21 protein-coding genes, 1 pseudogene and 1 riboswitch are annotated in these 24,061 nt (G+C 43.8%); of the genes and pseudogenes, 5 read left to right on the plus strand and 17 right to left on the minus strand.

Going from position 1 to position 24,061, the window contains the following annotated elements; genetic code table 11:
• Window positions 1-30 precede the first annotated feature (30 nt).
• From AE2B122_RS13455 to AE2B122_RS13475, 5 genes and pseudogenes are all read right to left on the minus strand, one after another.
• Complete coding sequence (locus AE2B122_RS13455) at window positions 31-1,926, minus strand: PrkA family serine protein kinase (RefSeq protein WP_095219623.1); 1,896 nt, start codon at window positions 1,924-1,926, stop codon at window positions 31-33.
• A gap of 98 nt (window positions 1,927-2,024) precedes the next feature.
• Window positions 2,025-3,047, minus strand: a complete 1,023-nt coding sequence (locus tag AE2B122_RS13460; RefSeq protein ID WP_175074398.1) for an HD-GYP domain-containing protein — start codon at window positions 3,045-3,047, stop codon at window positions 2,025-2,027.
• Window positions 3,048-3,105: 58 nt separating this feature from the next.
• Window positions 3,106-3,191, minus strand: a riboswitch (cyclic di-GMP riboswitch).
• 77 nt (window positions 3,192-3,268) lie between these two features.
• Window positions 3,269-3,484, minus strand: a pseudogene (locus AE2B122_RS19375) (helix-turn-helix domain-containing protein); the annotation flags it as partial.
• 145 nt (window positions 3,485-3,629) lie between these two features.
• Complete coding sequence (gene trmL, locus AE2B122_RS13470; RefSeq protein ID WP_095219578.1) at window positions 3,630-4,103, minus strand: tRNA (uridine(34)/cytosine(34)/5-carboxymethylaminomethyluridine(34)-2'-O)-methyltransferase TrmL; 474 nt, start codon at window positions 4,101-4,103, stop codon at window positions 3,630-3,632.
• 55 nt (window positions 4,104-4,158) lie between these two features.
• Window positions 4,159-5,010, minus strand: coding sequence for an amidase domain-containing protein (locus AE2B122_RS13475; RefSeq protein WP_254593505.1), 852 nt, complete (start codon window positions 5,008-5,010; stop codon window positions 4,159-4,161).
• A gap of 245 nt (window positions 5,011-5,255) precedes the next feature.
• On the opposite strand from AE2B122_RS13475, the gene nfsA reads away from it, so the two are divergent.
• Window positions 5,256-6,005 (plus strand): oxygen-insensitive NADPH nitroreductase, encoded by a 750-nt coding sequence (gene nfsA, locus AE2B122_RS13480; protein ID WP_095272266.1) that lies wholly within the window; start codon window positions 5,256-5,258, stop codon window positions 6,003-6,005.
• A gap of 26 nt (window positions 6,006-6,031) precedes the next feature.
• On the opposite strand, the gene AE2B122_RS19425 is transcribed toward nfsA, so the two are convergent.
• Window positions 6,032-6,856, minus strand: coding sequence for a methyl-accepting chemotaxis protein (locus AE2B122_RS19425; protein WP_175074399.1), 825 nt, complete (start codon window positions 6,854-6,856; stop codon window positions 6,032-6,034).
• Between the two features lie 179 nt (window positions 6,857-7,035).
• Window positions 7,036-8,184, minus strand: coding sequence for a tRNA epoxyqueuosine(34) reductase QueG (queG, locus tag AE2B122_RS13490; protein ID WP_175074400.1), 1,149 nt, complete (start codon window positions 8,182-8,184; stop codon window positions 7,036-7,038).
• Between the two features lie 273 nt (window positions 8,185-8,457).
• Between queG and dat the strand changes: the two genes are divergently transcribed.
• Entirely contained in the window at window positions 8,458-9,321 is an 864-nt protein-coding gene (gene dat, locus AE2B122_RS13495; RefSeq protein WP_095272270.1) for a D-amino-acid transaminase, read from the plus strand.
• 33 nt (window positions 9,322-9,354) lie between these two features.
• On the opposite strand, the gene AE2B122_RS13500 is transcribed toward dat, so the two are convergent.
• The 4 genes from AE2B122_RS13500 to AE2B122_RS13515 all read right to left on the minus strand — a co-directional run bounded on the left by AE2B122_RS13500 (window position 9,355) and on the right by AE2B122_RS13515 (window position 13,391).
• The gene (locus AE2B122_RS13500) at window positions 9,355-10,524 is read right to left on the minus strand and encodes a hypothetical protein (protein ID WP_175074401.1); all 1,170 of its coding nucleotides are present in this window, start codon (window positions 10,522-10,524) and stop codon (window positions 9,355-9,357) included.
• Entirely contained in the window at window positions 10,521-11,705 is a 1,185-nt protein-coding gene (locus tag AE2B122_RS13505) for a DUF58 domain-containing protein (protein WP_175074402.1), read from the minus strand. Before AE2B122_RS13505 ends, AE2B122_RS13500 begins: the two co-directional genes overlap by 4 nt.
• A complete protein-coding gene (locus AE2B122_RS13510) occupies window positions 11,705-12,652 on the minus strand; it encodes a MoxR family ATPase (RefSeq protein WP_095219585.1) in 948 nt (315 codons plus the stop codon). The genes AE2B122_RS13505 and AE2B122_RS13510 overlap by 1 nt, the downstream gene beginning before the upstream one ends.
• Before the next feature lie 97 nt (window positions 12,653-12,749).
• Window positions 12,750-13,391 (minus strand): TVP38/TMEM64 family protein, encoded by a 642-nt coding sequence (locus tag AE2B122_RS13515; protein ID WP_095219586.1) that lies wholly within the window; start codon window positions 13,389-13,391, stop codon window positions 12,750-12,752.
• A gap of 319 nt (window positions 13,392-13,710) precedes the next feature.
• Between AE2B122_RS13515 and murA the strand changes: the two genes are divergently transcribed.
• The 3 genes from murA (at window position 13,711) to AE2B122_RS13530 (ending at window position 16,337) form a co-directional block, all read left to right on the plus strand.
• On the plus strand, window positions 13,711-14,991 hold the full coding sequence (gene murA, locus AE2B122_RS13520) for a UDP-N-acetylglucosamine 1-carboxyvinyltransferase (RefSeq protein WP_095219587.1): 1,281 nt from the start codon (window positions 13,711-13,713) through the stop codon (window positions 14,989-14,991).
• Between the two features lie 93 nt (window positions 14,992-15,084).
• Complete coding sequence (locus AE2B122_RS13525; protein ID WP_095219588.1) at window positions 15,085-15,591, plus strand: metallophosphoesterase; 507 nt, start codon at window positions 15,085-15,087, stop codon at window positions 15,589-15,591.
• A 5-nt stretch (window positions 15,592-15,596) separates the two neighbouring features.
• The gene (locus AE2B122_RS13530; RefSeq protein ID WP_095272276.1) at window positions 15,597-16,337 is read left to right on the plus strand and encodes a glucose 1-dehydrogenase; all 741 of its coding nucleotides are present in this window, start codon (window positions 15,597-15,599) and stop codon (window positions 16,335-16,337) included.
• Between the two features lie 33 nt (window positions 16,338-16,370).
• On the opposite strand, the gene AE2B122_RS13535 is transcribed toward AE2B122_RS13530, so the two are convergent.
• The 6 genes from AE2B122_RS13535 to AE2B122_RS13560 all read right to left on the minus strand — a co-directional run bounded on the left by AE2B122_RS13535 (window position 16,371) and on the right by AE2B122_RS13560 (window position 23,972).
• A complete protein-coding gene (locus AE2B122_RS13535; RefSeq protein ID WP_175074403.1) occupies window positions 16,371-17,156 on the minus strand; it encodes an SDR family oxidoreductase in 786 nt (261 codons plus the stop codon).
• Window positions 17,157-17,173: 17 nt separating this feature from the next.
• The gene (locus tag AE2B122_RS13540) at window positions 17,174-18,034 is read right to left on the minus strand and encodes a GRP family sugar transporter (RefSeq protein ID WP_095272281.1); all 861 of its coding nucleotides are present in this window, start codon (window positions 18,032-18,034) and stop codon (window positions 17,174-17,176) included.
• Window positions 18,035-18,127: 93 nt separating this feature from the next.
• Window positions 18,128-19,861: a thiol reductant ABC exporter subunit CydC gene (cydC, locus tag AE2B122_RS13545; protein ID WP_254593506.1), complete on the minus strand. Its 1,734-nt coding sequence runs from the start codon at window positions 19,859-19,861 to the stop codon at window positions 18,128-18,130.
• On the minus strand, window positions 19,848-21,569 hold the full coding sequence (cydD, locus tag AE2B122_RS13550) for a thiol reductant ABC exporter subunit CydD (RefSeq protein ID WP_175074404.1): 1,722 nt from the start codon (window positions 21,567-21,569) through the stop codon (window positions 19,848-19,850). Before cydD ends, cydC begins: the two co-directional genes overlap by 14 nt.
• The gene (gene cydB, locus AE2B122_RS13555; protein WP_175074405.1) at window positions 21,569-22,585 is read right to left on the minus strand and encodes a cytochrome d ubiquinol oxidase subunit II; all 1,017 of its coding nucleotides are present in this window, start codon (window positions 22,583-22,585) and stop codon (window positions 21,569-21,571) included. Before cydB ends, cydD begins: the two co-directional genes overlap by 1 nt.
• Window positions 22,572-23,972 (minus strand): cytochrome ubiquinol oxidase subunit I, encoded by a 1,401-nt coding sequence (locus tag AE2B122_RS13560; RefSeq protein WP_095219594.1) that lies wholly within the window; start codon window positions 23,970-23,972, stop codon window positions 22,572-22,574. Before AE2B122_RS13560 ends, cydB begins: the two co-directional genes overlap by 14 nt.
• Window positions 23,973-24,061: the final 89 nt, after the last annotated feature.

A 24,061-nucleotide genomic window follows, 5' to 3' on the forward strand; every position in this document is an offset into this window, starting at 1 on the left:
ATAAGCCGCCGGGATCCCGGCGGCTTATTTTTATCTGTTCAACAAACTTCCTACATAGCGGAGCAGGTCGTTTGCCGATGTGGAGTTATAATCATATTCATCAATCAATGTTGCGACTACTTCATTCATTTTCTTTAACTGCTGCTCATCTGGAGTTTTGATGGACGTTGTGATTTTCACTACATCCTTCAGATCAGAAAATAGCTTTTTCTGGATTGCTTCCCGCAGCCGTTCATGAGATTGATAATCGAACTTCTTCCCTTTACGTGCATACGCCGAGATTCGGATAAGGATCTCTTCACGGAAAGCCTTCTTCGCATTCTCCGAAATCCCAATTTGCTCCTCAATGGAACGCATAAGCTTTTCATCAGAAGGCATTTCATCCCCTGTTAATGGATCATGCAGCTTTGTCTTATTGCAATAAGCTTCGACATTATCTAGATAATTATCCATCAACGTTTTAGCAGATTCTTCATAAGCATAGACGAATGCTTTCTGCACTTCCTTCTTCGCGATTTCATCATATTCTTTCCTTGCTACAGCGATGTAGTTCAAATAGCGCTCCCGGTCTTCCTTCGAAATGGATGCATGACTGCTAAGGCCATCCTTTAAAGAACGGAGTACGTCCAATGCATTAATGGAACGCATTTCTTTTTTAATGATCGTACTGGAAATTCGGTTGATTACATAGCGCGGATCAATTCCGCTCATTCCTTCATCGCTGTGTTCTTTTTTAAGTTCTTGGATATCTGCGTCACTGAAGCCTTCCAGCTGCCTCCCATTATAGAGATGCATCTTCTTCAGCAAACTGATGCCGCCTTGGTTCGATTCTTTCAATCTCGTAAGAATGGTGAACATCGCTGCAATCTTCAGTGTATGCGGAGCGATATGGACATCTTTGATATCGCTTTCCGATATCATTTTTTGATAGATTTTTTCTTCTTCATCAACCTTAAGATTATAAGGAACCGGCATGACGATCATCCGGGAATGCAATGCTTCATTCTTCTTATTCGAAATGAATGAACGATACTCTGATTCGTTCGTATGTGCCACGATCAATTCATCCGCACTGATTAAGGCAAAGCGGCCGGCTTTGAAATTACCTTCCTGCGTCAAGGAAAGCAGATGCCAAAGAAACTTCTCATCACATTTCAGCATTTCCTGAAATTCCATCAGTCCACGATTGGCTTTATTAAGCTCCCCATCAAAGCGATAAGCCCTCGGATCCGATTCTGATCCATATTCCGCGATGGTGGAGAAATCGATGGAACCCGTCAGATCTGCAATATCCTGCGATTTAGGATCAGAAGGGCTGAACGTACCAATTCCTGATCGTTTATCTTCGGAAAAGAAAATCCGTTCAACAACAACATCCTCGATTCTTCCATCATACTCTTCTTCCAAGCGCATTACGTTTAATGGAGAGAGATTCCCCTCAATCCGGATTCCATACTCATCTTCGAAATCCTTGCGAAGATGTGCCGGAATCAGATGAAGCGGATCCTCATGCATTGGGCAGCCTTTTATGGCATAAACTGCCCCTTCATCTGTCAGTGTATATTCCTCCAGCCCTCGTTTGAGCAAACTGACAAGCGTGGATTTCCCTCCACTTACTGGTCCCATGAGCAGAAGAATTCGTTTGCGTACATCCAGTCTCCGAGCAGCCGGATGGAAGTATTCTTCCACTAGCTTTTCAAGCGGTTCTTCCAAACCGAATAACGAGTCCTTGAAGAAGCTATAGTTTTTTACTCCATCTTCTTCTTCAATGCCTTTATGCTTGATCATGTTATATACACGGGAATGTGCAGACTGAGCAAGATAAGGCCGGTCTTTCAACAAACGCAGATAATCAGCGAGCGTTCCTTCCCAGTGGAGCTTCTCTTGTTCCTGGCGATACTGCTGTACCTTATCCAATATATTCATCATTCATTAACCTCCCAGGCATTGTTAAACAAAAGGCGATTACCTTAATGTATGCCCAGGGTTTGGCTATAATGCCAGCAAATCCATTTCACGTCTGCTTACGGCTTCTGCTTCCATCCAATTTCCATGTATGATTCGTTCGTATATTTATCCAGCATGACATCATCAAGCTGAAGTGTTTTTTTATCATTAGGGAAAATATGCATCAGCTGCGCCAGCTTCTTCACGATCTTCTTCGGATATGCTTCCGACATCTCCAGCATCAGCTGAATAGCTTCTGTTGCTGGCAATACTTCCCGATAAGTACGGGAAAGTGTCAAAGCTGAAAACGTATCGACCACAGCTAAAATCTGCAGATCCATCCCTAGTTCTGGTAAATAAGCGCCATCTGGATAGCCTTTACGATTCAGCCGTTCGTGATGACTTCGCGCATAACGACCTAGTAAAGGCTCACCTGTCTGGTGCAGGAGTGTCTCTCCTTTGACCGTATGCGTTTGTACAATTTCATATTCCTCTTTTGTCAGTGTAGATGTTTTATCGAGGATTTCGCGAGGAATTTCAAGCTTTCCGATATCGTGGAATAGATACCCTGTTGCACAAAGATCCAACTGGACGACATTCATATGGTAAGCGAGCATTGTACCGATTACAAAAACATCTAAAGAATGAATAAAAGCATAGGGATCTCTTTGCTCAAGCATATGCCAAAGACTGCTCCTCCCCATTGTCTTCAGGCTTTTGATGTACAAATCCTTCAAGAAACGAATGCTTTCTTCCTCATAAAGTAGTTTTCCATAGCGGTACTCAAAAGCGATATAAGACAAATTTGTGTAAAAATGCTTTTCCATACTCCGCTTATATGTTGCTTGATGATCAGTTTCTTTCTCCAGCAGCTGCTGAATCATCTGCTGGAGGCGATCTGTCTTGCTAAATAGATCAGTAGTTTCCTCTTCCTCGGTTTCAACGACGACCGAAGGCACTCTGTTATGCTTCAGCTGTTCCAGTAAAGCTGCAGTGACGACTGTCCCTTTATTTAATTTTGTCTTGTCTGCCAGGACAATATCACTGCCCAAATAATCACCTAGTAGTATGTCTTGGATGCGTTTACGTTTTAAAATCAATTTCATTCTCCTTTTTCAAAAAAAGCTGCCATGTCTGGCAGCCTGAGAATCCCTCTTCGTTCGCACCTGGCTGGCATAGAATCTCATCCCTTAGCCCCTCAAGTTTTGCGTAACTGCCTTTCAACAGTGCTGCCGTATATGTATGTAATTGTTTCCTGGTTGTGTTTTGCTTCCGAATCAAGCAGCTGATGATAGTCCTCTTTTGCCGGCAGCAGCTCACACATTTCCACATCTAGCGCTATCGCCAATTTACTGATGCCAACAAAAGAAATATTCCGCTTCCCGTTTTCAATATCGGAGTAGTACGATCGATTAAAACCCGCCATGCCAGCCAATTCTTCCTGTGTCAGCATCTGTTTTTTTCTCAGATAACGAAGCTTATCTCCAAATGCCCGAAGCAATAGCGTGTAATCTCTCATATTATTCATGCACTCCATTATACCTTGCCACACCAGCAAATCCACCGGATATAAGTTACATTAGTATAATGCTACCAAATAAAACTGGTGAAAGTACTATTTTTGTCCCATTTTATGCATGTCTAAACAACTATAAAAAAATAAACTGCACACTAGGTGCAGTTTAGGATAACCCATCGAAGCGCTGCTGACGAAGAGCTTCATAAATAATAATTGCTGCCGTATTCGATAGATTTAAAGATCGGACTTTATCTGTCATATGAATACGAAGACATTGCTCCTCTTTCCCTACAAGCAAATCTTTCGGAATGCCAGTCGACTCTCGACCAAAAACGAATAGCAGATCTTGATCTGTATTGCTGAAATCATAATCTGAATAATGCTTGGTACCGAAGTTCTCTATATAATAAAAGACACCTTCCGGAAATTTTTCATATAACTCTTCTATACTATCGTAGTAATGAATATCCACGTCATGCCAATAGTCCAATCCTGATCTTCTCAGCATTTTGTCATCCGTCGAGAAACCAAGCGGACGAATTAGATGCAAAGCCGTATCAGTCGCAAGGCAGGTACGTGCAATATTACCTGTATTAGCTGGGATTTCGGGTTGGAATAGTACGATATGTCTTGGCATATACTTTCACCTCTGCTTTTCAACTTTCAACCTTACCAGTATAGCACAGCAGAGATCATAGCCCAATCTGGAAAAATTTATACACAACGTTCTCTGTATAAGCCGGAGAGTCAACGTAAGCCCAATGACGCATTCTGCTGTTGGCAGTATGGGCATTGACCAACGGCTCACCCTGTGCGTTCCGGGCTACCACTATCGTATTGTGATTATAGTTCCCATCACCCTCAAAATCATAGCAAATCACATCGCCAGGCCTCAGCAGCCTCGCATCCGCTACTTCCTTACCGCGTAAGCCTTGTGTCGATCCGCTCAAATACCACCGCAAGGCATTAGCTACTGTGAAACTATAGCTCCAGTTTTCACCATTGAACCACCACCCTGAATTCCTGTCTGGTTCCCCTCGCATTGGCGCCCCGCCTGCCCGTAAGCACTGGGAGACATAATTTGTGCAATCGACTTCAAATTTCTTGTAAGCAGGATTATAATCATTCCACCATCGTTCGGCATACTGAACAGCTGCCCGTCTATCATAGGTGAATTGCCGGTCAAAATCCTGATCGTTGCTCTCAAAGACGACAAGCCCTTGTACATGAGGCTGGACAGCGTCCTCAACTCGCTCATCATGAATGATTTGTCCATCTCGCATACGAGCTCTATGCGTATGCACTTCTTCTTCATGATACGTTGCATGCTGCTTATGCACGAGAAAAGTTGCGCACAAGCGATAGGTAATGATGTCTTCCTCCCCTTCGTGTTCCTCGCTCAGAATTATTCCTTCTCCTCGAATCTGTGCAACCTTCGCCCCGTCTTTTTCATGAAAAACAATCCGGTTGACGAGCCAATTCTCATCCTTCTTCCCATCAACTCTCTGCATCCAATAATCTGCCAGCTGTTCACTCTTCCCCATCTCTATCCCTCCTGTTCTTTCTTCGATATGACATGGCATATCCTCGTAGGAGGAGCAAGCCTCCTACGACGAATACAGATAAAACAGTCATGAATGTCTCCATGCTCCCACCTCACTTGTATGTATGTAGAATCATGACAGTATATGCTTCATCAGCTTGTCTCATTCTATTAATGAAAGCGCAAACATTTTTAGTTACAAATTTGACAATTTTGTGTATCCTTATAAAAAAGGGGGAGAATACGATGTCTGATGTTTTGCAAACTATCCTTAGCCACAAATCAGTAAGATCATTTACTTCCGAGCGCCTTACAGAGGAACAGATCAAGGAACTCGTTTCCGCTGCTCAAGCAGCATCCACGTCGAGCTTCCTCCAGGCGTACTCCATCATCGGTGTTAGCGATCCTTTGGTGAAAAAAGAGCTTAGCACTTATGCAGGCAGCCAGGAATATGTCGTGAACAATGGCCACTTCTTTGTTTTTTGTGCTGATTTCTACCGCCATAAGGAAATGGCAAGCAATCTGCGGGCAGACATTTCTGAAACAATTCAAGGAACAGAAGCTTTGCTGATCGGTACAATTGATGCTTCGCTCGCTGCTCAAAATCTTGCCATTGCAGCAGAATCGATGGGGCTGGGCATTTGTTACATAGGCGGTCTTCGAAATAATCTGGCCGGTGTTTCTGCAAGCCTTGGCGTACCTGCTCAAGTATTACCGCTGTTCGGGATTGCTGTTGGCTATCCCGAAAAAGTGAATGAAAAGAAACCGCGGCTGCCGTTCGGAAGTGTTTATCATGAAAACAGATATAACGTGGATAAAGGTTTGCTGAATGCTCAGTTGGAGGAATATGACCGTACCATCCAGTCATATTATGTGGATCGGATTGAAAACAGTCGGAAGACAACCTGGACCGAGCAGGCTACAGATAATCTTCGCATCCCGAAACGTGTTTATATGAGGGATTTTATAACGCAAAAGGGTTGGGCAAAGCATTAAAATAGGGCCGCTGCAGCGGCCCTATTTTATGAAGATGTTACTGATTTAAAGAATGATTCCATATCTTCGCCTAAAAGATGCAATTGATCGATAAGCCGGCTGAAGTTATTTACTAGATCTGCTTGCTCACCGGATGCATTCCTAATTTGCTCCACACTTCCGGATAGAGCAGTAATATTATTTTTAATATTCTCTAGAGAGACGCTCATACTTTTCGTAACATCCGTCGTTTGGGAAGACAGTTTCCTGACCTCACTTGCAACAACAGCAAATCCTGCACCAGCTTTTCCAGCTCGAGCTGCTTCAATTGATGCATTCAAACCTAGGATGTTGGTCTGCTGCTGAATTTGGCAAATCTCACTTATTGATCCAACTGTTGTTTCTGTCAGAAGCATGGATTCCTGTGACTGGGCTGCGATTTCCTCGCTGGAGGCCGCAAGTTCTTCTGAATGGGCTGAAACAGTGTGCAATTTATCCTGGAGGCCGTCAATTATTTGACGCAGGTTCCCAATGTACCCTTCCATTTTTTCTTGCGCATCCAGAGGGACCGCAATTGCGAAAGCTCCAACTACCTCTTTATTGTCGTTTCGAATTGGAAAGGACTTCGCATGCAGAGGAATACCATATACTTCCCGCGGCAATAAAACCGAACCATATCGTCCCGCTAATGCGGCTTCTAAGTTTTTATCTCCGACTGGTATAGGGCTTCCCACATGAATCCCAAAATCGACCTTTGTAGTAGGCAGATAACTCAAGAACTTTTCTCTATCTGTAATTCCAATCATCGTATCGGTACCGATTATTTTTTGCAGATCTTCTGCCGACTCGACTAGGTTATGTAATAATTCCATTATGATCCCTTCGTTTCTTGTACACTTATTTAATAGAAAAAGGACAAAAGTTTTAGGTATTTCATACCACTTAAATCACAAAAAAATATCCTTGTATTCCATCTCATTACTTATACCCAGTCTTTTAAACAGCTAAACTATAAGAAATAAAAAAAGGAGCATTTAATTTATGCCCCTTTTCAGTGTGATTCTGCATATTCCTCTTCGAACTGTAGTCCTTTACGCATTTCTTCAAGTACTTGATCGTCCTGCTCTTTGTCCATCGCTTTCCTTACTGCATCGAAACCTTCCGGTAACCCAATCTTACCAATGGCCCAAGCGGCTGTCCCACGAATAACAGGTCTTGGATCTTGCTCCATCAGCTCAATCAAATCCGGTACGGCTGATGTAGTCTTATAATGTGCAATGGCTAGTATTGCATTGCGCTGAATCGGTTTCTTTCCTCGCCAAGAACCGGAGATCAGGCCGAATTTTGCTTTGAATTCTTTATTCGACATCTTGAGTAACGGTTTCAGCAGCGGTTTCACGACCTCTGGATCTGGCTCCATTTCTTCATGAAGGTGGAAATCCATGCCTTTGTTCTTTGGACAAACCAGCTGGCATGTATCACAGCCATAGATACGGTTTCCGATTTTTGAACGAAATTCGTCTGGCAGGAAATCTTTCGTCTGCGTAAGATAGGCAATACAACGCTGAGCATTCAGCTGGCCGCCTTGGACAAGGGCCCCTGTGGGACAGGAGTCAATGCATTTTGTGCATGTTCCGCAACTATCCTCTACAGCTTCATCCGGTAAGAATGGAATGTTGGTAATCACTTCACCAAGATACACATACGATCCGAATTCGGGCGTAATGACAAAACTGTTTTTAGCACTGAAACCGATCCCCGCTCGCTCAGCTACAGCTCGATCAGATAACTCACCTGTATCAACCATTGAACGATAGGTAAATCCTTCTACCCTTTCTGAAAGAAAAGCAGTCAGTTTTTTCATTCGATCGCGCAGCACTTCATGATAATCCATTCCCCAGGAGGCCCGACAGAACAATCCGCGCGGTTCTTCCTTCGTACTTTTTGGTGCATTAGGCAATCTGGAAGGATACGCGAGCGCTATTGCGATAATGGATTGAGCAGAAGGCATAAGCTTCTTCGGTTCAGTCCGTTCCTCGATTGTACCTTTCTCAAAACCTGACTGATAATTGTTTTCTTGCTGCTGTTTTAATCTTTCCTTCAGCTCCTGAAAGACATCCGCCGTTGTGAACCTGATTTTATCTACACCGATCTCCTTGCTGTAGGCAATCAGCTCCTGCTTCAGCTGTTCTGTATCCATTATACGGCCTCCTTTCTTTATCATTATTTCCATAATATACATAGTAAAAACGCAATGCCTCGTTACGTTTAAAACGAGACACTGCGTTGGCTCAGGGGTAGTAAACAAGTGCATGACAAGCGAAATGATTACCCCGGTTTATAAATAGTATGTTAAGTAGTATAACAAGGTTTTTACATGCACGCAACATTCTAAACATAATTCGACAAATTTTTTTCTCGCCTCTGCTTTCACCTCTGCTATACTGGATTTTAACAAGAGGGAGGTAAGGATATGAGCTTGTACGATTACTTACTAACGCAAGATGGGATAATCACCAAAGAATCACTTTTATATCCCTTTGAAGAAAGAGGTTTGCAATTCGGGGACGGTGTTTACGAGGTCATCCGTATATATCAAGGGACATTTGATTTGCTGGAGGAACATATCGATCGGCTTTATCGTTCCGCTGAAGCGATTCGGCTGGAGGTTCCATTTGCTAAAGATGCATTGATTGCTTCTCTCCATCAACTGTCAGAGAAGAATGATGTACAAACAGATGCAAAGCTTTATCTGCAAATCACTCGCGGTTCTGCACCACGAGAGCACAGTTTTCCAGATGTGCCGAGTAATTTCTATGCTTATATGGAACCTAGTGAAAGGCCTGTGTCTCCGCTTCAGCAAGGCGTACGTGCTGTTTTGGCAGATGATATCAGATGGGATTTATGCTACATCAAAAGTCTGAATTTGCTGCCAAATATACTAGCCAAGCAAACTGCCAAGGAAAAAGGAGCTTTTGAAGCTATTCTCCACAAAAATGGCACTGTTACAGAAGGATCATCCTCCAATGTATTCATCATTAAGGATAAGATTCTTTTCACACATCCGGCTGCAGAAAACATCCTGCATGGCTGTGTCCGCAGCAGAGTATTGGCACTTGCACCAAAAGCAGGATTGCAGGTGGAGGAAACAGCCTTTACAACTGACCAGTTACTCCAAGCAGATGAGGTATTCATCACCAGTACGACCAGTGAAATCATGCCCGTCATCGAAATTGAGGGGAGTCTTATCGGTAATGGGAAGCCGGGCAGCGATACGCGCACTCTCCAACTTGCCTATGAAAAAGAAAGCGGAATTCAAACTACAGCATTTGTATGAATAAAAGACCAATAGGATTGGGACTGTCCCATCCTATTGGTCTTTTATTTGTTTCTTAGCCTCTCGGACATCCTGCTCAAAAGCTTGCAATTCTTTCTTAGAAATTTCTGCTTCTCCATACCTTACTTTCTCATAAATTGAGAGACTAGTGTCGGGGATACCGATGCGGGTGAGCCATTCTTGCCAAGTCTCCGAGCTTCTCCTCCCTTTCTTATACCTATTGGCGTAGCGTTCCAGCTGGAACACATGCTTGCGAACTAGCTGCACCGGCGGCATAATCCGAACCGACTGATTTTCTTCCGATTTGTCAGCAAGTGGTGTAAAAATCATCTGCTGTTCTGCTTGCATTGCACCATCATCAATGCTGATTCCACCGAGCCTTTGCCTTTTGTAAAGCCAAATTACGAGCAGGATCAACAGAACTCCGCCAACAGCAATCCAAACCCAAGTACTACCCACACTGACCGTTTCTTCCACTATTTCCGTCCTAAATAACGGCGGCAAATCTGGAATCTGAACCATATTGCTTCCTTGCTCCTCGGCTGTCGTGGAGGAAGACTCGATAAACTGATCACCAACCCCAAATCTTGTCAGCGCCCATTCCAGTCCATTTCCTGCATAGCGGAAAACTGAACTGAACATCGCTCCTGCAATTGCTTGAACAACAGGATAAAGAAGCCATGCCAGCCCTCCTGTAGAAATAGCGGCTAACAGAAAAAGAACGACAGGTGTCTCAAGCATCCCTTTAGGCTCTTGACCTTGGGTATGATAAATCCAATAGCCTGCAAAAAATATGATGATTGTCGTTAAACCTGCTGCAACCAGCTCTGTTCGATAGAAGAAGAGCAAGATCGTTATCAATAAGGAGAGATAAAGCATGAGGTAAACATATCCATAAACAGGTTCTGCCTCTGTCTCCTGAACGGTGAGTCTCCAATAAAGAATGCCTGCAACAATGATAGTGAACCAAATCGGCCATCCGAGCACCACACTGCCAATGAGAATGCCGGTCGAAAGAAGCGGTACAATCAGCAGCTGACTGCGAATATATCGATTCATTACCCAAAAGACAAGGAGCATGGATACGAGCAAAAAGTGATAACCGAAGAAAAGCGACTGCTCGAATCGTATCAGAAACGGCACACAGAGCAGATAAAGGAAAAATCCCTCTAACAGAAAAGTAAACCCTGCTGCATACCTCATGCTCTCACCCATTCCCGGTTCAAAGTTACTTCCTCCAGAACAGCCTTTATTGGGTCGACGTGGTACAATCGACCGTTCATCCCATGCAGGGAAGTCGGTAATTCGCCTATCAAAATAGAAACGGTTTGATTCCTTCTCATTTTCAAGTGATGCAGCACAGAGGTGATTTCAGTCATTCCATCCTCAGCATGTACGCTTGCCAGCAGATCGAGGGCATTTTTCACATCTGTTTCGGCCTGCCCTGCACTTTCTGTATAGATATGCGTCTGCCCTTTTGCCCGCAGATTTATGTGCATATCAATCGGATATCCGTTCTCAGCTGCTTGGTAGATGATAAAAGCAGCACAAGATAGAATTCTCTCTAGCTCCGGAGAGACATACGCATTACCCAGTCTGCTTGTTGTACTAATATTCAAGATAAGCGTAATTGTCATATCATAAGTGCGCTCTAAAACTTTTGTCTGCAGCATATTTTTTCTTACACTGGCCTTCCAATGGATACGACGGAAATCATCTGTCGGTAGATAATCCCTGATTGACTTAATTTGGAGCGGATCCTCTGTCAGGGCAAGATCTGCTAGAACATGACCAGCTTGCTGACTGAAAAATTTTTCCACTCCGTGAACCAACTCCTGGGTGGGATAAACGATTACACTCGTCTGGTATCTGCCTAGGTATGTCAGCTGAAGAGGCTGCATCCTGAACAGCGGTAAATAAAGCATGATACTAGATGGTGCTGCTATTCCTCTTTTCACGGCAATAAATGGAAAACTGACTTCGAGCGCTTGTTTTTTTGGTATATGAAACGATGTCTCATATAGCTGTGCATCTGATCCAACTATCGGCTTTCCCCGCAGGCTGTCAGCTGCAAGAGCATCTTTTACTTGGAATTTAAGATTAGCATTAGGAAGAGACAGGTTTCCCTTATTTTCGAACCGGAAGTTAATGACTGCTCTTTCCCCAGGAAAAAGCCGAATTGTTTTCCGTTCACTTTGCAAATCCAGATGACGACCAAGGCACTTATCGTAATACCGCTGGACAAGAATGATCGCAGCAATTACTCCTGCTAGGATAAAGAAAGCCCTGATACCAACCCATAAGCCGAGAAGGAATACAATAATAGCCAAAAAAGACAGCAGATCAGAAAAACGATCTTCCGGCATTTCCCTTCTCCATAACATCAGGACTGACTCCCTGACTCGACAGGAACAGTAGTATTAGCTAAGATCTCTTCCACGATTTCCTGCTTTGTTTTCCGGATGGCTCCCTCCATGGTCAGCATGATCCGATGTCCCAGAATGAACTTGGCTAATAGTTTAATATCCTGAGGTGAAACGAAGTCTCTACCATCCAAAAGAGCATACGCCTGTCCCGCTTTCAGCCATGCAAGTGCCGCCCGCGTACTTGCTCCAAGCCGAACTTCAGGATGATTTCGACTGGCGTGAATGATGGATAACAAATAATCCTTTACATCATCTGTAATATGGATACTGTTTACTTCCTGCTGCAGCTGAAGCACTGTCTCTGGATTCAATATCGCTTCATTACTAATTCCAACTTGCTTATATGTATTGAGAATGTTCCTTTCATCCTCCAGCTCTGGATAATCAAGCTGGATACGCAGTAAAAAACGATCCAGCTGTGCTTCAGGCAGTGGATAAGTTCCTTGCCCTTGTTCAACAGGATTTTGCGTAGCAATAACCGTAAATGGAACAGGAACGGGCAGTGTCTCACCATCAATTGTAAGCTGCTGCTCTTCCATTACCTCCAGCAAACTGGATTGTGTTTTCGGCGCAGCCCGGTTGATTTCATCAGCAAGCAGCAGATTCGTAAATGCAGGACCGTACCTGATCTCGAATTCCTGTTTCTTCGGATTGAAAAATTGAATTCCAGTTACGTCACTTGGCAAAACATCGGGTGTGAACTGAACACGGCGGAATTGTCCGCCATAGACAGCTGCTACCGTTTTGGCAAGTTTTGTTTTACCCGTCCCTGGCACGCTCTCTAATAGCACATGACCATTTGCCAGTAATGCTACAAATAAAAGTTCAACTGCTTGATCTTGGCCGATAATTTCTCGTTTTACATATTGTATGCTGCGTCGTAAAGACTGTTTTTTATCCTCCATGCACACATCACCTCCATTTGGAATATTCTTTCAATTATCTCATCATAGCATAACTCTTACATTCTAAAGAAAATAAAAAAAGACAGCCTCAGCTGTCTTATGTCAGTATTTCTTTTATCTTGTCTCTTTTCCAAAAGCCTATCAGAGCACAAATCAATATAATCAATAGAATAATAGCGATATACGTATAGTTTAAGGATACGATACTTGACCCGACAAGTGCATAAGTCATCGTCCCCGGAAGCACGCCTAATACACTGGCGGCCATATATTGCTTGAACTTAACACGTGTCAGACCGGCAACATAACTGACCAGATCATAATTGAAAACCGGCAGCACCCGCATGACTAATACATAAAAGAAACCTTCGTCATGCAATTTCTGCTTGATTTTCTCCACTCTTTCACCTAAATCCTTATCCCCGAATCGCTCGGAGAAAAAGTGAGCTAGAAAATATGCGACGATAGCAGCACCCGCAGAACCAATTAAAATGAAGATAGTCCCTTTAACAAAGCCGAACGCTAAACCACCAGCAATCGATAATACAGAGGAAGGAAAAAATATGACGGGTTTAACCGCATAGATTCCCATGTAGATTAATGGAGATACGATCCCAAATGAAACAATCCACCCTTGGATATCCTCAGGTGACAGTTTAATATGTTCCCGGACGAACCAAAACAGAAAAAGAACAAGCAGCCCGATAGCCGTGCCCTTGATAACCTTTTTTCCTTTCATGATGAGCCTGCCTTTCTTTTGGTATAGTCCAGTCCTTTTTATTGTAGCACAAAAGTCTGTTACCGCTAGTATATGAAACTCTTACCTTAGGGGTTCGAAGATATAGGTAAAAACTGCATACAGGAATACTTATTCCCTATCTACTTCTTAGCTGATTAATGGTAAAATGAAATTTATGTGCATATGAGAGCAGATAAAAAGCGCTAAAGGCTGTTCAGAAATACTGGATTATACAAAGAAGCTAGGTATATTCCTATTTTCTTAATTCCTTTTGTTTCTGACCTTTCAGGCGCTGTAATTAGACAAGGAGCGTAATAGAGTGGACAATGCATGGTTTGAAGTCAGAAAAAGCGGCCCGCTAACCGGAGAAGTTACCATTCCAGGTGCCAAGAACAGTGCGCTTGCACTGGTTGTAGCAGGCTGTTTGACAGATGAGACAATCACAATTCATGATATTCCCGCTATCCGGGATATCTTATTGATAAAAGAACTTGCCGAGGATATCGGCTTGCATATGAATGAAAAAGAGAAAAATACGTATGAGCTTACTGGTAGACATATTACTTCCGGAAAACTTGATTTAGCCAAGACATCGGATTTCCGCGCGTCGTATTACTTTGTCGGAGCTTTGCTGCATAAAGTCAAAACCGTGCAAATCGGTTATCCAGGCGGAGATGACTTCGGTTCCCGTCCAATTGATCAACATGTGAAGGCTCTTTCTGCACTTGGAGCAACATTTGATTTCAAGCAGCAGTATTATGAAGTAACTAGCGAGAAATTGACAGGTGCGGAGATTACATTTGATGTGATTACATCAGGTGCTACCATCAACGCTATGCTCGCAGCAGCAAAAGCTGAAGGACGCACAACACTGCATAATGCTGCAAAAGATCCGGAAGTAGTTGATTTAGCGAACCTCCTGAACTTAATGGGAGCAAAAATCAAAGGTGCCGGTACAGAGAAGATTACGATTGACGGCGTGGAGTCTCTTCATGGTGGAATCGAACACACAGTAATTCCGGATCGTTTGATTGCTGGTGCATTTTTGATGGCAGCAGGTGTGACGAATGGCCGGATTACAGTTAAAAATGTCATTCCTGAGCACTTAGCAAGCTGTACGAACAAACTGATTGAGCTAGGTATGACAATTACAGAAGACGATGACTCGATGACAGCTTCAGGAACTGCGCTGCAAGGTGCTCGCATCCAGACAGGCATGTATCCAGAACTTGCAACTGATTTGCAGCAGCCTCTTACTACGCTGCTCACGTTAGCAGCTGGCTCTAGTACGATTTTGGACAAAGTATATCCAAACCGTAATGGGCATGTTGCTGAGCTGAAGAAGCTTGGTGCTGACATCGAAGTAGTTGATCATCAGATCCTAATTCATGGCGTTGCTAAACTAACGGGCGCAACAGTAAAAGCACATGACGTTCGCGCTGGTACTTCTTTGATTTTGGCTGGCCTTGCAGCTGATGGCGTAACCAAAATCACGGATGTTAAGCATATTCAGCGTGGTTATGAGGATATCGTCGGGCTGTTCACACAGCTTGGGGCAAATATCACGTTGCATCAGCCAGAGCATCAGACTCAAATCTAACATCAACCGCTCCCCTACTTGTAGGTGAGCGGTTTTTTTATGATTGCTGAAACATGCTTTAGGGTAATATGAGATTGATTGGAGGAGAAGCTGATGCGAATCATTATTTTAGCTGATACACATATGCCGCGTATGGCAAAGGTTTGGCCAGCTGCGCTGCTTCCCTATCTAGAGCAAGCTGACCATATTATCCATGCTGGTGATCTTCAGGACAGCCGAGTTCTTGATTCACTTGCATCTTTCGCTCCAGTTACAGCTGTCTCAGGAAATATAGACAGTCCCGAGCTGATTGATAACTTACCAAAAAAACAGCTCCTTACCTTTCATGGATTAAGAATTGGGTTAACACATGGACACGGAAAGGGAAAAACCACTGAAAAACGAGCGAAGCTGGCATTTGAAGGCGAATACCTAGATTTGCTCATCTTCGGACACTCACATATTCCTGTTCATAAAGAAGAAGCAGGTCTTGTTCTATTCAACCCCGGATCTCCAACAGATAAGCGGCGGCAGGAGCAATTCTCATTTGGCGAATTGATTGTTCAAAAGAATGGCACATGGTCTCTAAAACATATTTTCTATAGCGATAAGAAAGGATGAATGTAATGGAATTCTCAGGCAAAGTAGTTGTCGTTACTGGAGCAGGAAACGGAATTGGAAAGGCGGTTGCCCTTCAGTACGCTGCTAAAGGAGCGAAAGTAGCCGCAGTTGATATGGATCTAGAAGCAGTCGAACAAACTGTACAGGAAATGGCAGGAGAAGGACTTGCCCTCCAAGCAGACATGCGGCAACACACACAAGTGACTGACTTTATGAAACAAGCCTTTGACCATTTTGGGCAAATAGATATTTTGATTAACAATGCTGGTATTAGTGCGTTTAAGAATATGTATGAACTAGAGGTCGAAGAATGGGATAGCATTATCAACACGAATTTGCGCGGTACTTTCCTAGCCAGCAGAGAAGCCGCCGGATATATGAAGCACAGCGGAAAAGGCGGCTCGATTGTAAACATTGCATCGACTCGTGCAACCATGTCGGAACCTGATACCGAGGCATACGCTGCAACCAAAGGCGGGATCGTCGCTCTTACACATGCACTTTCCATGTCATTACAGGATGACTACATTACGGTAAACAGCATCAGTCCAGGCTGGATCGAAACGAAGGAATATGACAGCCTTCGTCCTGTCGATCATGATCAGCACCCTTCCAAGCGCGTTGGAACACCATCAGATATCGCCAGAGCATGCGTTTTCCTGACATCAGCTGAAAATAATTTCATCAACGGCGAAAACCTTGTTGTCGATGGCGGCATGACACGCAAAATGATTTATGAACACTAAAAAAGACAATGCCCGCGGGGCATTGTCTTTTTTTCAGCCTCTTCCTGCTTGGAAGCTTGGATATTTGGTCATACCGCCATCTGCAAATAATGTAATACCTGTAACGTAGCTGGATTCATCAGAAGCAAGCCAGACAGCGACAGCTGCAATTTCCTCTGGCTTTCCGATATAACCCATTGGAATCATACTCTCTACATCTGCTTTTTGTTTTGGATCTGCGAATTTTTCAGCATTGATTGGCGTGTTGATTGCTCCTGGTCCGATATTGTTCACACGAATCTGTTTCGGAGCATATTCAAGAGCTAATGTTTCGGTTAATAGCTTTACCCCGCCTTTACTAGCTGCATAATGTGCAAATAATGGCCAAGGAATCATTTCATGTACACTAGACATATTGATGATGTTTCCTTTTACATCATTTTCAACAAAATACTTCAATGCTTCACGCGAACCTAAGAAGGCACCTGTCAAATTCGTTCCGATAACACGATCCCAATCCTTTAGCGACAATTCATGAGAAGGAACCGGATTTTCGACGCCAGCGTTATTAATCATGATATCTAATTTACCAAATGAATCGATAGCTGTCTGAACAAGTTTTTTAACGTCCTCTTCCACCATTACATTTCCTTGTATCGCTACTGCATCACTGCCGCTGTTTTTGATTTCTTTGACTACCTCATCGGCCTTTTCGCCATTGTTGTAAAAATTCACAACTACTTTGGCACCTTCTTGCCCAAAACGTAAAGCCATAGCTCTCCCGAGACCAGTAGATGAACCTGTAATGACGACTACTTTTCCTTGCAAACTTGGATACATTAGAAACTCTCCTTTTATCATGATTTTGTATAGCCTAAGAGGAAACCGGCAAGTACGATTAGGACAATACCGATACTAATGCTGATTAACTGTCCCCTCGTTTTCTTCTCACCTAAAATGAAAATACCGCCTAGTGTGGAAATGACGATGCCCATTTGAGATAAAGAGAAACTCGTTGCAACCCCTACACGCGGCTGCGAAATAAATAGGAACATATTCCCTGCAGCCCATATCAAACCAGGAAGTATATTTTTTATGGTATAGAAATCATATGGTCGGTATTTCACTGTCAATATTATTCCGCCTGCCACCATGCCGACAGCCTGTGGGAATAAAGCAGTCCACCCATCGACACCGAATAGTCTGGCGATAACAACATAAACGAGATAGCCGACTGTCGAGATAGCAATGTAAATTAGACCTTTACGGAAAGCACCACGACTCTCTTCATCGCCCCCCTCTCCTTTTGCTCGTCTGGAAGTCAGGATTGCACCGACGATTATCAACAATAATGCCAGGATTCCAAGAATGACCGCTCTGGTTGTATTCCATTCTCCGAACACAATCACACCGAAAAGAGAAGTGGAAACAAGCTGTGCTCCGGTCGAGATAGGCATTGTTCTAGAAACACCGATTGCATGGACACTTTTCAGCTGGAAAGTTTGTCCAAGTGACCAAAACACCCCAGACAAGAAACCGATCAAAAAGATAAAGCCGGTCAGTTCGGGCCGTACGAAGAAATACAGTACAATCGAAAGCAGCAGAGCACCGATAGTCGTACCAAGTATCTGGTGATAAGGGCTCCCCCCAAGCTTGACATTGAATAACACGATACTGCCCCAAAACAATGCAGGCAGAACGGCAAGAAGTATATCCATCACGTCACTCCATTTCCAATATGCTTACGGGTAGTATGATGCGTTTTCTATCGATTTATGCATAAAAAAGATCCAAAGCTATATAGCTTTGGATCAAACACGCTGGAGTGCCGCCGGGCGGTCCAGCTCATATAGTTTTCTGTAATGCGGGGACTCCTTCAGCAATTGCGCATGCGTCCCGCGCATTTTGATTTTCCCTTCCTCAAGGAAAATAATTTCATCCATCTGTTCCATCCCTACAAGGTGGTGTGTTACCCAAAGCAAGGATTTTCCGGCCAGGCTATCGAAAATCGTCTTCAGCAAATCACGTTCTGTGATCGGATCAAGACCTACAGTCGGTTCATCTAGCATGACGATCGGCGTATTCTGGAGCAAAACCCGCGCCAGAGCAATACGCTGACGCTCCCCGCCGGAGAAACGCTGTCCGGTTTCTTGCATCGATGTCTGATATCCTTCTGGCTGACTGGCTACTAAATCATGTAATTTGACTTGTTTCATAATAGCTTTCACTTCTGCTTCAGTCGCAGATTCATTCGCCAGCAGTAGGTTATTCGCCACACTTGTATAGAAAAGATAAGGATTTTGATTCAATACAGAGACCAGGTTTGTCATATCCGAACGAATGGATGATGCTTCATAACCATTGATTCGTACAGAACCGGAATCTGGAACCAGCATCCCTTGCAGAAGCTTTAGCAATGTTGATTTACCCGCACCACTCTTACCGATAATGGCAATTTTTTTACCTTGTGTCAGCTCGAGTGATAAGTTCTTGATAACATTTTCCTGTTCCTCATAACCAAAACCTACATCATCCATAGTCAGCTGAACATTCTCAAACGAACCTTCATAGGAGACCGCTTGAACGATTGTTTCCTGATTTGATTCCAGTTCGGTGACACGGTTAAGTGACTCCTCATACCGAGGATACTTTTCCACAGCATTCGATACAGGTAAAATCGCCTCTGACAGTGGAATAATGACAAGAACAAAAGCAGCAATGAATACATCTGCTATTCTTCCATCCGTAAACAAACTAGCACCGAAAGCAAGCATTGTTACCAGCATGGCCGCAACCACGACCTGCCCGATGAATTCACGATAATAAGACCAGTTCTTCGACCGTTTGTCAGCTTTATCCTGTGTTTCCTGGCGCTTGAAAAAGCGACTGAAGAAATGCTGTTTTTGTCCGCTCAGCAGCCAGTCATGGATGCCAAGGAAACCATCTGTCACATATTGATAAAGCTTATCCTTGTCCTTCTTGTAAGCCTGATTGGCTGCTCGCATATGCAACAGCGAGAAAATCGGCATAACAACAACCAGCACGAAGAAGTATATCGCCATAAGAAAAGCAAATCCAATACTAAAGTAACCAAGTACACAGATACTGATAACGTATAGAAGAACCGCGGATGCAGTCGGCAGAATCGTACGCAGGTACAAATCCTGCAGGCTTTCGATATCCTCAGCCAATATACCGAGCACTTCTCCGGTTTTCATCGTTTTGCTCGTTGCTGCTTTGGGTTCTACTAGATGATAAAGCCTAGTCCGCATCTTAGCCAGCACACGGAGAATGAAATCATGACTCACCAGTCGTTCGGAATAACGGAATACAGAGCGTCCAAGTCCGAATGCCCGAACGAGCACAATTGGCACATACACAAGCAGGATGTTCTCCGGCCGAAGTGATGATTTAGAAATCAAGAAGCCAGATGTGAACATCAATGCCGCAGCTGATCCCACTGTCAGCATACTTAGCAGCAATATGGTTAGCATGCGATATTTATATCTTTTAACATATGGCATGATCCAGTCACGATGCTTCATGATTATCCCCCATTTGTGCTTCCAGCAAACGGACATATAAGCCGCGGTTCGCCATTAATTGTTCATGCGTGCCACACTCTGCTATTCTGCCGTTATCCATGACGACAATCTGATCCATTTCCTGCATCCAATGAAGCCGATGGGATGCGAAGAACAACAGTTTATCTGCAGCAAGCTCTTCGATTACTTCTTTCAATTCATATTCCGTTTCAATATCAAGCTGCGCTGTTGGTTCATCCAGCAGGACAATCGAACGATCGCTCAAGAATGCCCGTGCCAGGACTACACGCTGTGCTTGACCACCGCTTAAGCTGCGGGCCCCTTCCCCAATCAAAGTGTCAGAGCCCTCTGGAAGTCTTTCGACAACTTCTCTGAGCCCAGCATGATCAATCGCTTTTTCCACTCGTTCATCAGAGGCTTCCGGCGCATAGAATCTTACATTGTCCTTGATGCTGCCTTGGAAGATAAATGGATGCTGCGGAATGTATGCTGTCTGTTTCTGCCATGCTTCAGCTGAGAAATCTAGAGGCTTCCCGTCCAGCTCCATTTCACCAGAAACAGGATCGATAAAGCCACTGAGTAAATCAATGAAAGTTGATTTGCCGGCACCACTTGCTCCAATCAAACCGACCTTCTGATTCCCTTTGATACTTAGCTTTATCTCTGACAAAGCAGGACGGTCATTGTCGTACGTAACCGTCACATCGTTTAAGACAAGCTCACTGACTTCTCTCCAAATCCCTGCTTGATTTCCTTTATGCTTCTCTTCTGCCAGCTTGATAACTGCAATCATCTGATCACCTGCATCCTTACCATCCAATGTAGCATGATAATCATTCCCTACCTCACGAATCGGAAGGAAGTACTCTGGTGCAAGCAGCAGGATCATCAATGCTGGCTCCAGCAAAAGTGTCCCATCAATCAATCTGAGACCAAGCGTAACAGCAACGAAAGCAATTGCAAGCTGTGTGAATAAGTCCAGCGCAAATGAGGAAAGAAACGCGATTCGCAATGTACCTAACGTAGATTTACGATACTGTCCGCTTACCTTTTCAATCGTCTCGCCATGCTCCTTGCTGCGACCTAGGAATTTTAATGTTTCCAATCCTCTTAACGAATCAACAAAGTGATTGGAAAGCATACGGTATGCCTTCCACTGACTGTCCATTTTCTTCTGTGCAGCTAACCCAAGCAAAATCATAAATGCAACCAAAATAGGAATGGTAACCAATAAAATGACAGCCGAGATATCATCGTGCAGCCAGATATAAACTAGTACAAGCCATGGCGTAATCATATTGGAAACAAGCTTTGGCAGGAACAGCTCCAGATAGTCCCGCAGCTTACCTGCTCCCTCCAGCAAGAAGGTAACCAGATTCCCGGTTCCTTCCTGTCTAGTGTAGCGTGGTCCCAGCTTGAATACACTTTCCAAAAATGCTTTCCGCATATCCTCAACAGTTGCTTCTGCGAATCGAAAACATATTTTTTTAATGATAAGCTGCAAAAGCTGCCTAGCAAGAAAGGCTGCTATAAAGCAGCCTATAAGTGGTATTTGGGAAGGGAAGCTTTCCCCATGGAATAGGTGCGTGATGGCTTCCGCCAGCCATTTCGCTTGAAAGATAATGGCCACAGCTTGCAGCAGCGTTAATGCGGATAGCCCTAGCAGCACCGTTTTTATTCCTTTATAAGCCATTAAATTTCTGCCCATTAGTATTCCATATGCTCCTTATGATCTACACGTTTACGGAAAACGTAGTAGCTCCAGATTTGATAGCCTAATACGAATGGCAGTAACGCCAAACTGATATAGGTCATTACTTTTAAAGAATAATCTCCTGATGATGCCGACTGTACAGTTAAGCTGTATGCTTCACTGATGGAACTGATCATTACCCGTGGGAATAGACCAATAAATACGGAAGCAATCAGCAGAATCATCATTAAACCAGACATCAGGAATGCCCAGCCATCACGTTTACGTGTGATGAAGTAGCCAGATGCGATATAAACAAGAATACCGACCATGAATAGATACTCTAAAATATTGCCATGTACACTGAACATATCAGTTTTAAAGAATGTCATTCCAAGGAATGACACCAATAATATTGCGTTAATCGGCAGCAAATTTTTCGCTGCACGACGGCATCGCTCCCGCAATGTGTCCATCAAGCGTAGTGTTCCGAAGATAAGACCATGCCATACGCAGAGCATTGTCAATGTCACTCCGCCAAGAACTGTATAGACATTGATAACATCGGATATACCAGCATGCATGTGCATATTCTCGTCAATTGGTACACCTTGGATTAAGGCAGTGAACATGATACCGAACACGAGTGGCGGAATAATACTGCCGAAGAGTATCACCCAATCCCAAGTCTTGCGCCATGTCGGATGCTCTGCTTTACCGCGGAACTCGAATGCTACCCCGCGGCCGATCAGCCCGAACAAAATGAAAGCAAAGCAAAGATAAAAACCGCTCAGCATCGACGCATACCAGTTAGGGAAGGCTGCGAACATCGCACCAATAGCTGTAATCAGCCATACCTCATTCGCATCCCAATATGGACCGATGGAATTGATGAACGCGCGTCTTTCCAAATCATCTTTAGCTACAAATTTACTTGCAATCCCTACGCCGAAATCGAAGCCTTCCAGGAAGAAGAAGCCAACGAACAAAACTGCGACGAGGATGAACCAGAATTCATTAAGAGAAAGCATGTTGACCCTCCTTCGTGAATGGATCTGCGATTGGTTCTGTTTCTTCGATATCATGCTCTGGTCCTTTTTTGATTTCACGGACGAACAAAGTAATCATAACCGCGAACAGAATCAAATACAGAGCCGAGAACGTGATAAGGGAGAAAAGAACTTCTCCTGCTGTTACACCGGCACTGACCGCATCCTCTGTTTTCATATAACCGAATACAACCCAAGGCTGACGACCGATTTCAGTCATAATCCAACCGGCAGAGTTGCCGATGAACGGGAAGCTGATAGCAACAATCATGATGCGCAAATACCATTTGCTAGTAACAAGTTTTTTACGTGCATAAAGGTAAGCACCCCAGATAGATAAAGCAAGAACTGCTCCGCCTAAAACCGTCATGACACGGAAACTCCAGAATGTTGTCTTAACCGGCGGGATGTAATTACCAGGACCATATAGCTCTGTATAACGTTCCTGCAACGAATTCATCCCTTCTACTGAACCGCTGAACTCACCGTAAGATAAGAAACTTAGTACATAAGGGATTTTAAGCTCACCCGAATTTTCTTTCGCTTCTGTATCGATATTGGCAAATACTGTCCAAGGTGCAGGATCGGCACTGTCTTCCCACAGACCTTCACTTGCAGCCATTTTCATTGGCTGTGTTTCAACAAGATATAATGCCTGCTCATGACCAGATAATGCAATACCAATACCACTGATCAAAGCGACAACAATAGCTACCTTAAATGAACCTTTATAGAACGCCACATGTTTCTTGCGTAAAAGCGCAATAGCACTAATACCTACGATGAATAATGCACCAGTCGCAAACGATCCGAAGACTGTATGAGGGAATTCGACCCAGAGCTGACCATTAGTCATGATTGCTAAGAAGTCATTCATTTCAAGTCTGCCATTTTGTAATACTTCTCCGACCGGATGCTGCATGAATGAGTTCGCAGACAGAATGAAGAATGCGGAGAAAATCGTACCTAGAGACACAAGCCAAATACATAATGCATGTACCCATTTCGGTAAGCGATCCCAACCGAAAATCCACAAACCAAGGAAAGTGGACTCCAAAAAGAATGCTAGCAGCGCTTCAATAGCAAGCGGTGCACCGAAAACGTCCCCTACAAAACGGGAGTATTCCGACCAGTTCATCCCGAATTGGAATTCCTGTAATATACCGGTGACAACACCGACTGCGAAGTTAATCAGGAATATATGTCCCCAGAACTTCGCCATTTTTTTATATTTATCATCTTTTTTGACCACATACATCGTTTCCATGATTGCAATGATAAATGCCAACCCTATACTTAACGGAACGAATAGGAAGTGGAACAATGTCGTTGATGCAAATTGGATACGCGAAAGCTCTACAACATCCATTTTGCCGCCTTCTTTCTTTTCATGATTTTATCGGAAACTTTGTGAAAATAGTCACAATGTCCTGTTACATTTAGTATACTCCTGCTTTC

This window comes from Terribacillus sp. AE2B 122 (assembly GCF_902497585.1).
Classification (GTDB): domain Bacteria; phylum Bacillota; class Bacilli; order Bacillales; family Amphibacillaceae; genus Terribacillus; species Terribacillus saccharophilus_A.

Excerpts from the sequence above, each read along its gene's own strand:
- AE2B122_RS13510 (WP_095219585.1), bottom strand. The coding sequence starts at position 12,652 with ATGGAGGATAAAAAACAGTCTTTACGACGCAGCATACAATATGTAAAA.
- AE2B122_RS13505 (WP_175074402.1), bottom strand. The coding sequence starts at position 11,705 with ATGTTATGGAGAAGGGAAATGCCGGAAGATCGTTTTTCTGATCTGCTG.
- AE2B122_RS13500 (WP_175074401.1), bottom strand. The coding sequence starts at position 10,524 with ATGAGGTATGCAGCAGGGTTTACTTTTCTGTTAGAGGGATTTTTCCTT.
- AE2B122_RS13535 (WP_175074403.1), bottom strand. The coding sequence starts at position 17,156 with ATGTATCCAAGTTTGCAAGGAAAAGTAGTCGTCATTACAGGTTCATCT.
- AE2B122_RS13530 (WP_095272276.1), top strand. The coding sequence starts at position 15,597 with ATGGAATTCTCAGGCAAAGTAGTTGTCGTTACTGGAGCAGGAAACGGA.
- AE2B122_RS13455 (WP_095219623.1), bottom strand. The coding sequence starts at position 1,926 with ATGAATATATTGGATAAGGTACAGCAGTATCGCCAGGAACAAGAGAAG.
- cydC (WP_254593506.1), bottom strand. The coding sequence starts at position 19,861 with ATGAAGCATCGTGACTGGATCATGCCATATGTTAAAAGATATAAATAT.
- AE2B122_RS13525 (WP_095219588.1), top strand. The coding sequence starts at position 15,085 with ATGCGAATCATTATTTTAGCTGATACACATATGCCGCGTATGGCAAAG.
- AE2B122_RS19425 (WP_175074399.1), bottom strand. The coding sequence starts at position 6,856 with ATGGAATTATTACATAACCTAGTCGAGTCGGCAGAAGATCTGCAAAAA.
- cydB (WP_175074405.1), bottom strand. The coding sequence starts at position 22,585 with ATGCTTTCTCTTAATGAATTCTGGTTCATCCTCGTCGCAGTTTTGTTC.
- AE2B122_RS13515 (WP_095219586.1), bottom strand. The coding sequence starts at position 13,391 with ATGAAAGGAAAAAAGGTTATCAAGGGCACGGCTATCGGGCTGCTTGTT.
- cydD (WP_175074404.1), bottom strand. The coding sequence starts at position 21,569 with ATGGGCAGAAATTTAATGGCTTATAAAGGAATAAAAACGGTGCTGCTA.
- dat (WP_095272270.1), top strand. The coding sequence starts at position 8,458 with ATGAGCTTGTACGATTACTTACTAACGCAAGATGGGATAATCACCAAA.
- AE2B122_RS13560 (WP_095219594.1), bottom strand. The coding sequence starts at position 23,972 with ATGGATGTTGTAGAGCTTTCGCGTATCCAATTTGCATCAACGACATTG.
- AE2B122_RS13475 (WP_254593505.1), bottom strand. The coding sequence starts at position 5,010 with ATGGGGAAGAGTGAACAGCTGGCAGATTATTGGATGCAGAGAGTTGAT.
- AE2B122_RS13540 (WP_095272281.1), bottom strand. The coding sequence starts at position 18,034 with ATGGATATACTTCTTGCCGTTCTGCCTGCATTGTTTTGGGGCAGTATC.
- trmL (WP_095219578.1), bottom strand. The coding sequence starts at position 4,103 with ATGCCAAGACATATCGTACTATTCCAACCCGAAATCCCAGCTAATACA.
- queG (WP_175074400.1), bottom strand. The coding sequence starts at position 8,184 with ATGGATACAGAACAGCTGAAGCAGGAGCTGATTGCCTACAGCAAGGAG.
- nfsA (WP_095272266.1), top strand. The coding sequence starts at position 5,256 with ATGTCTGATGTTTTGCAAACTATCCTTAGCCACAAATCAGTAAGATCA.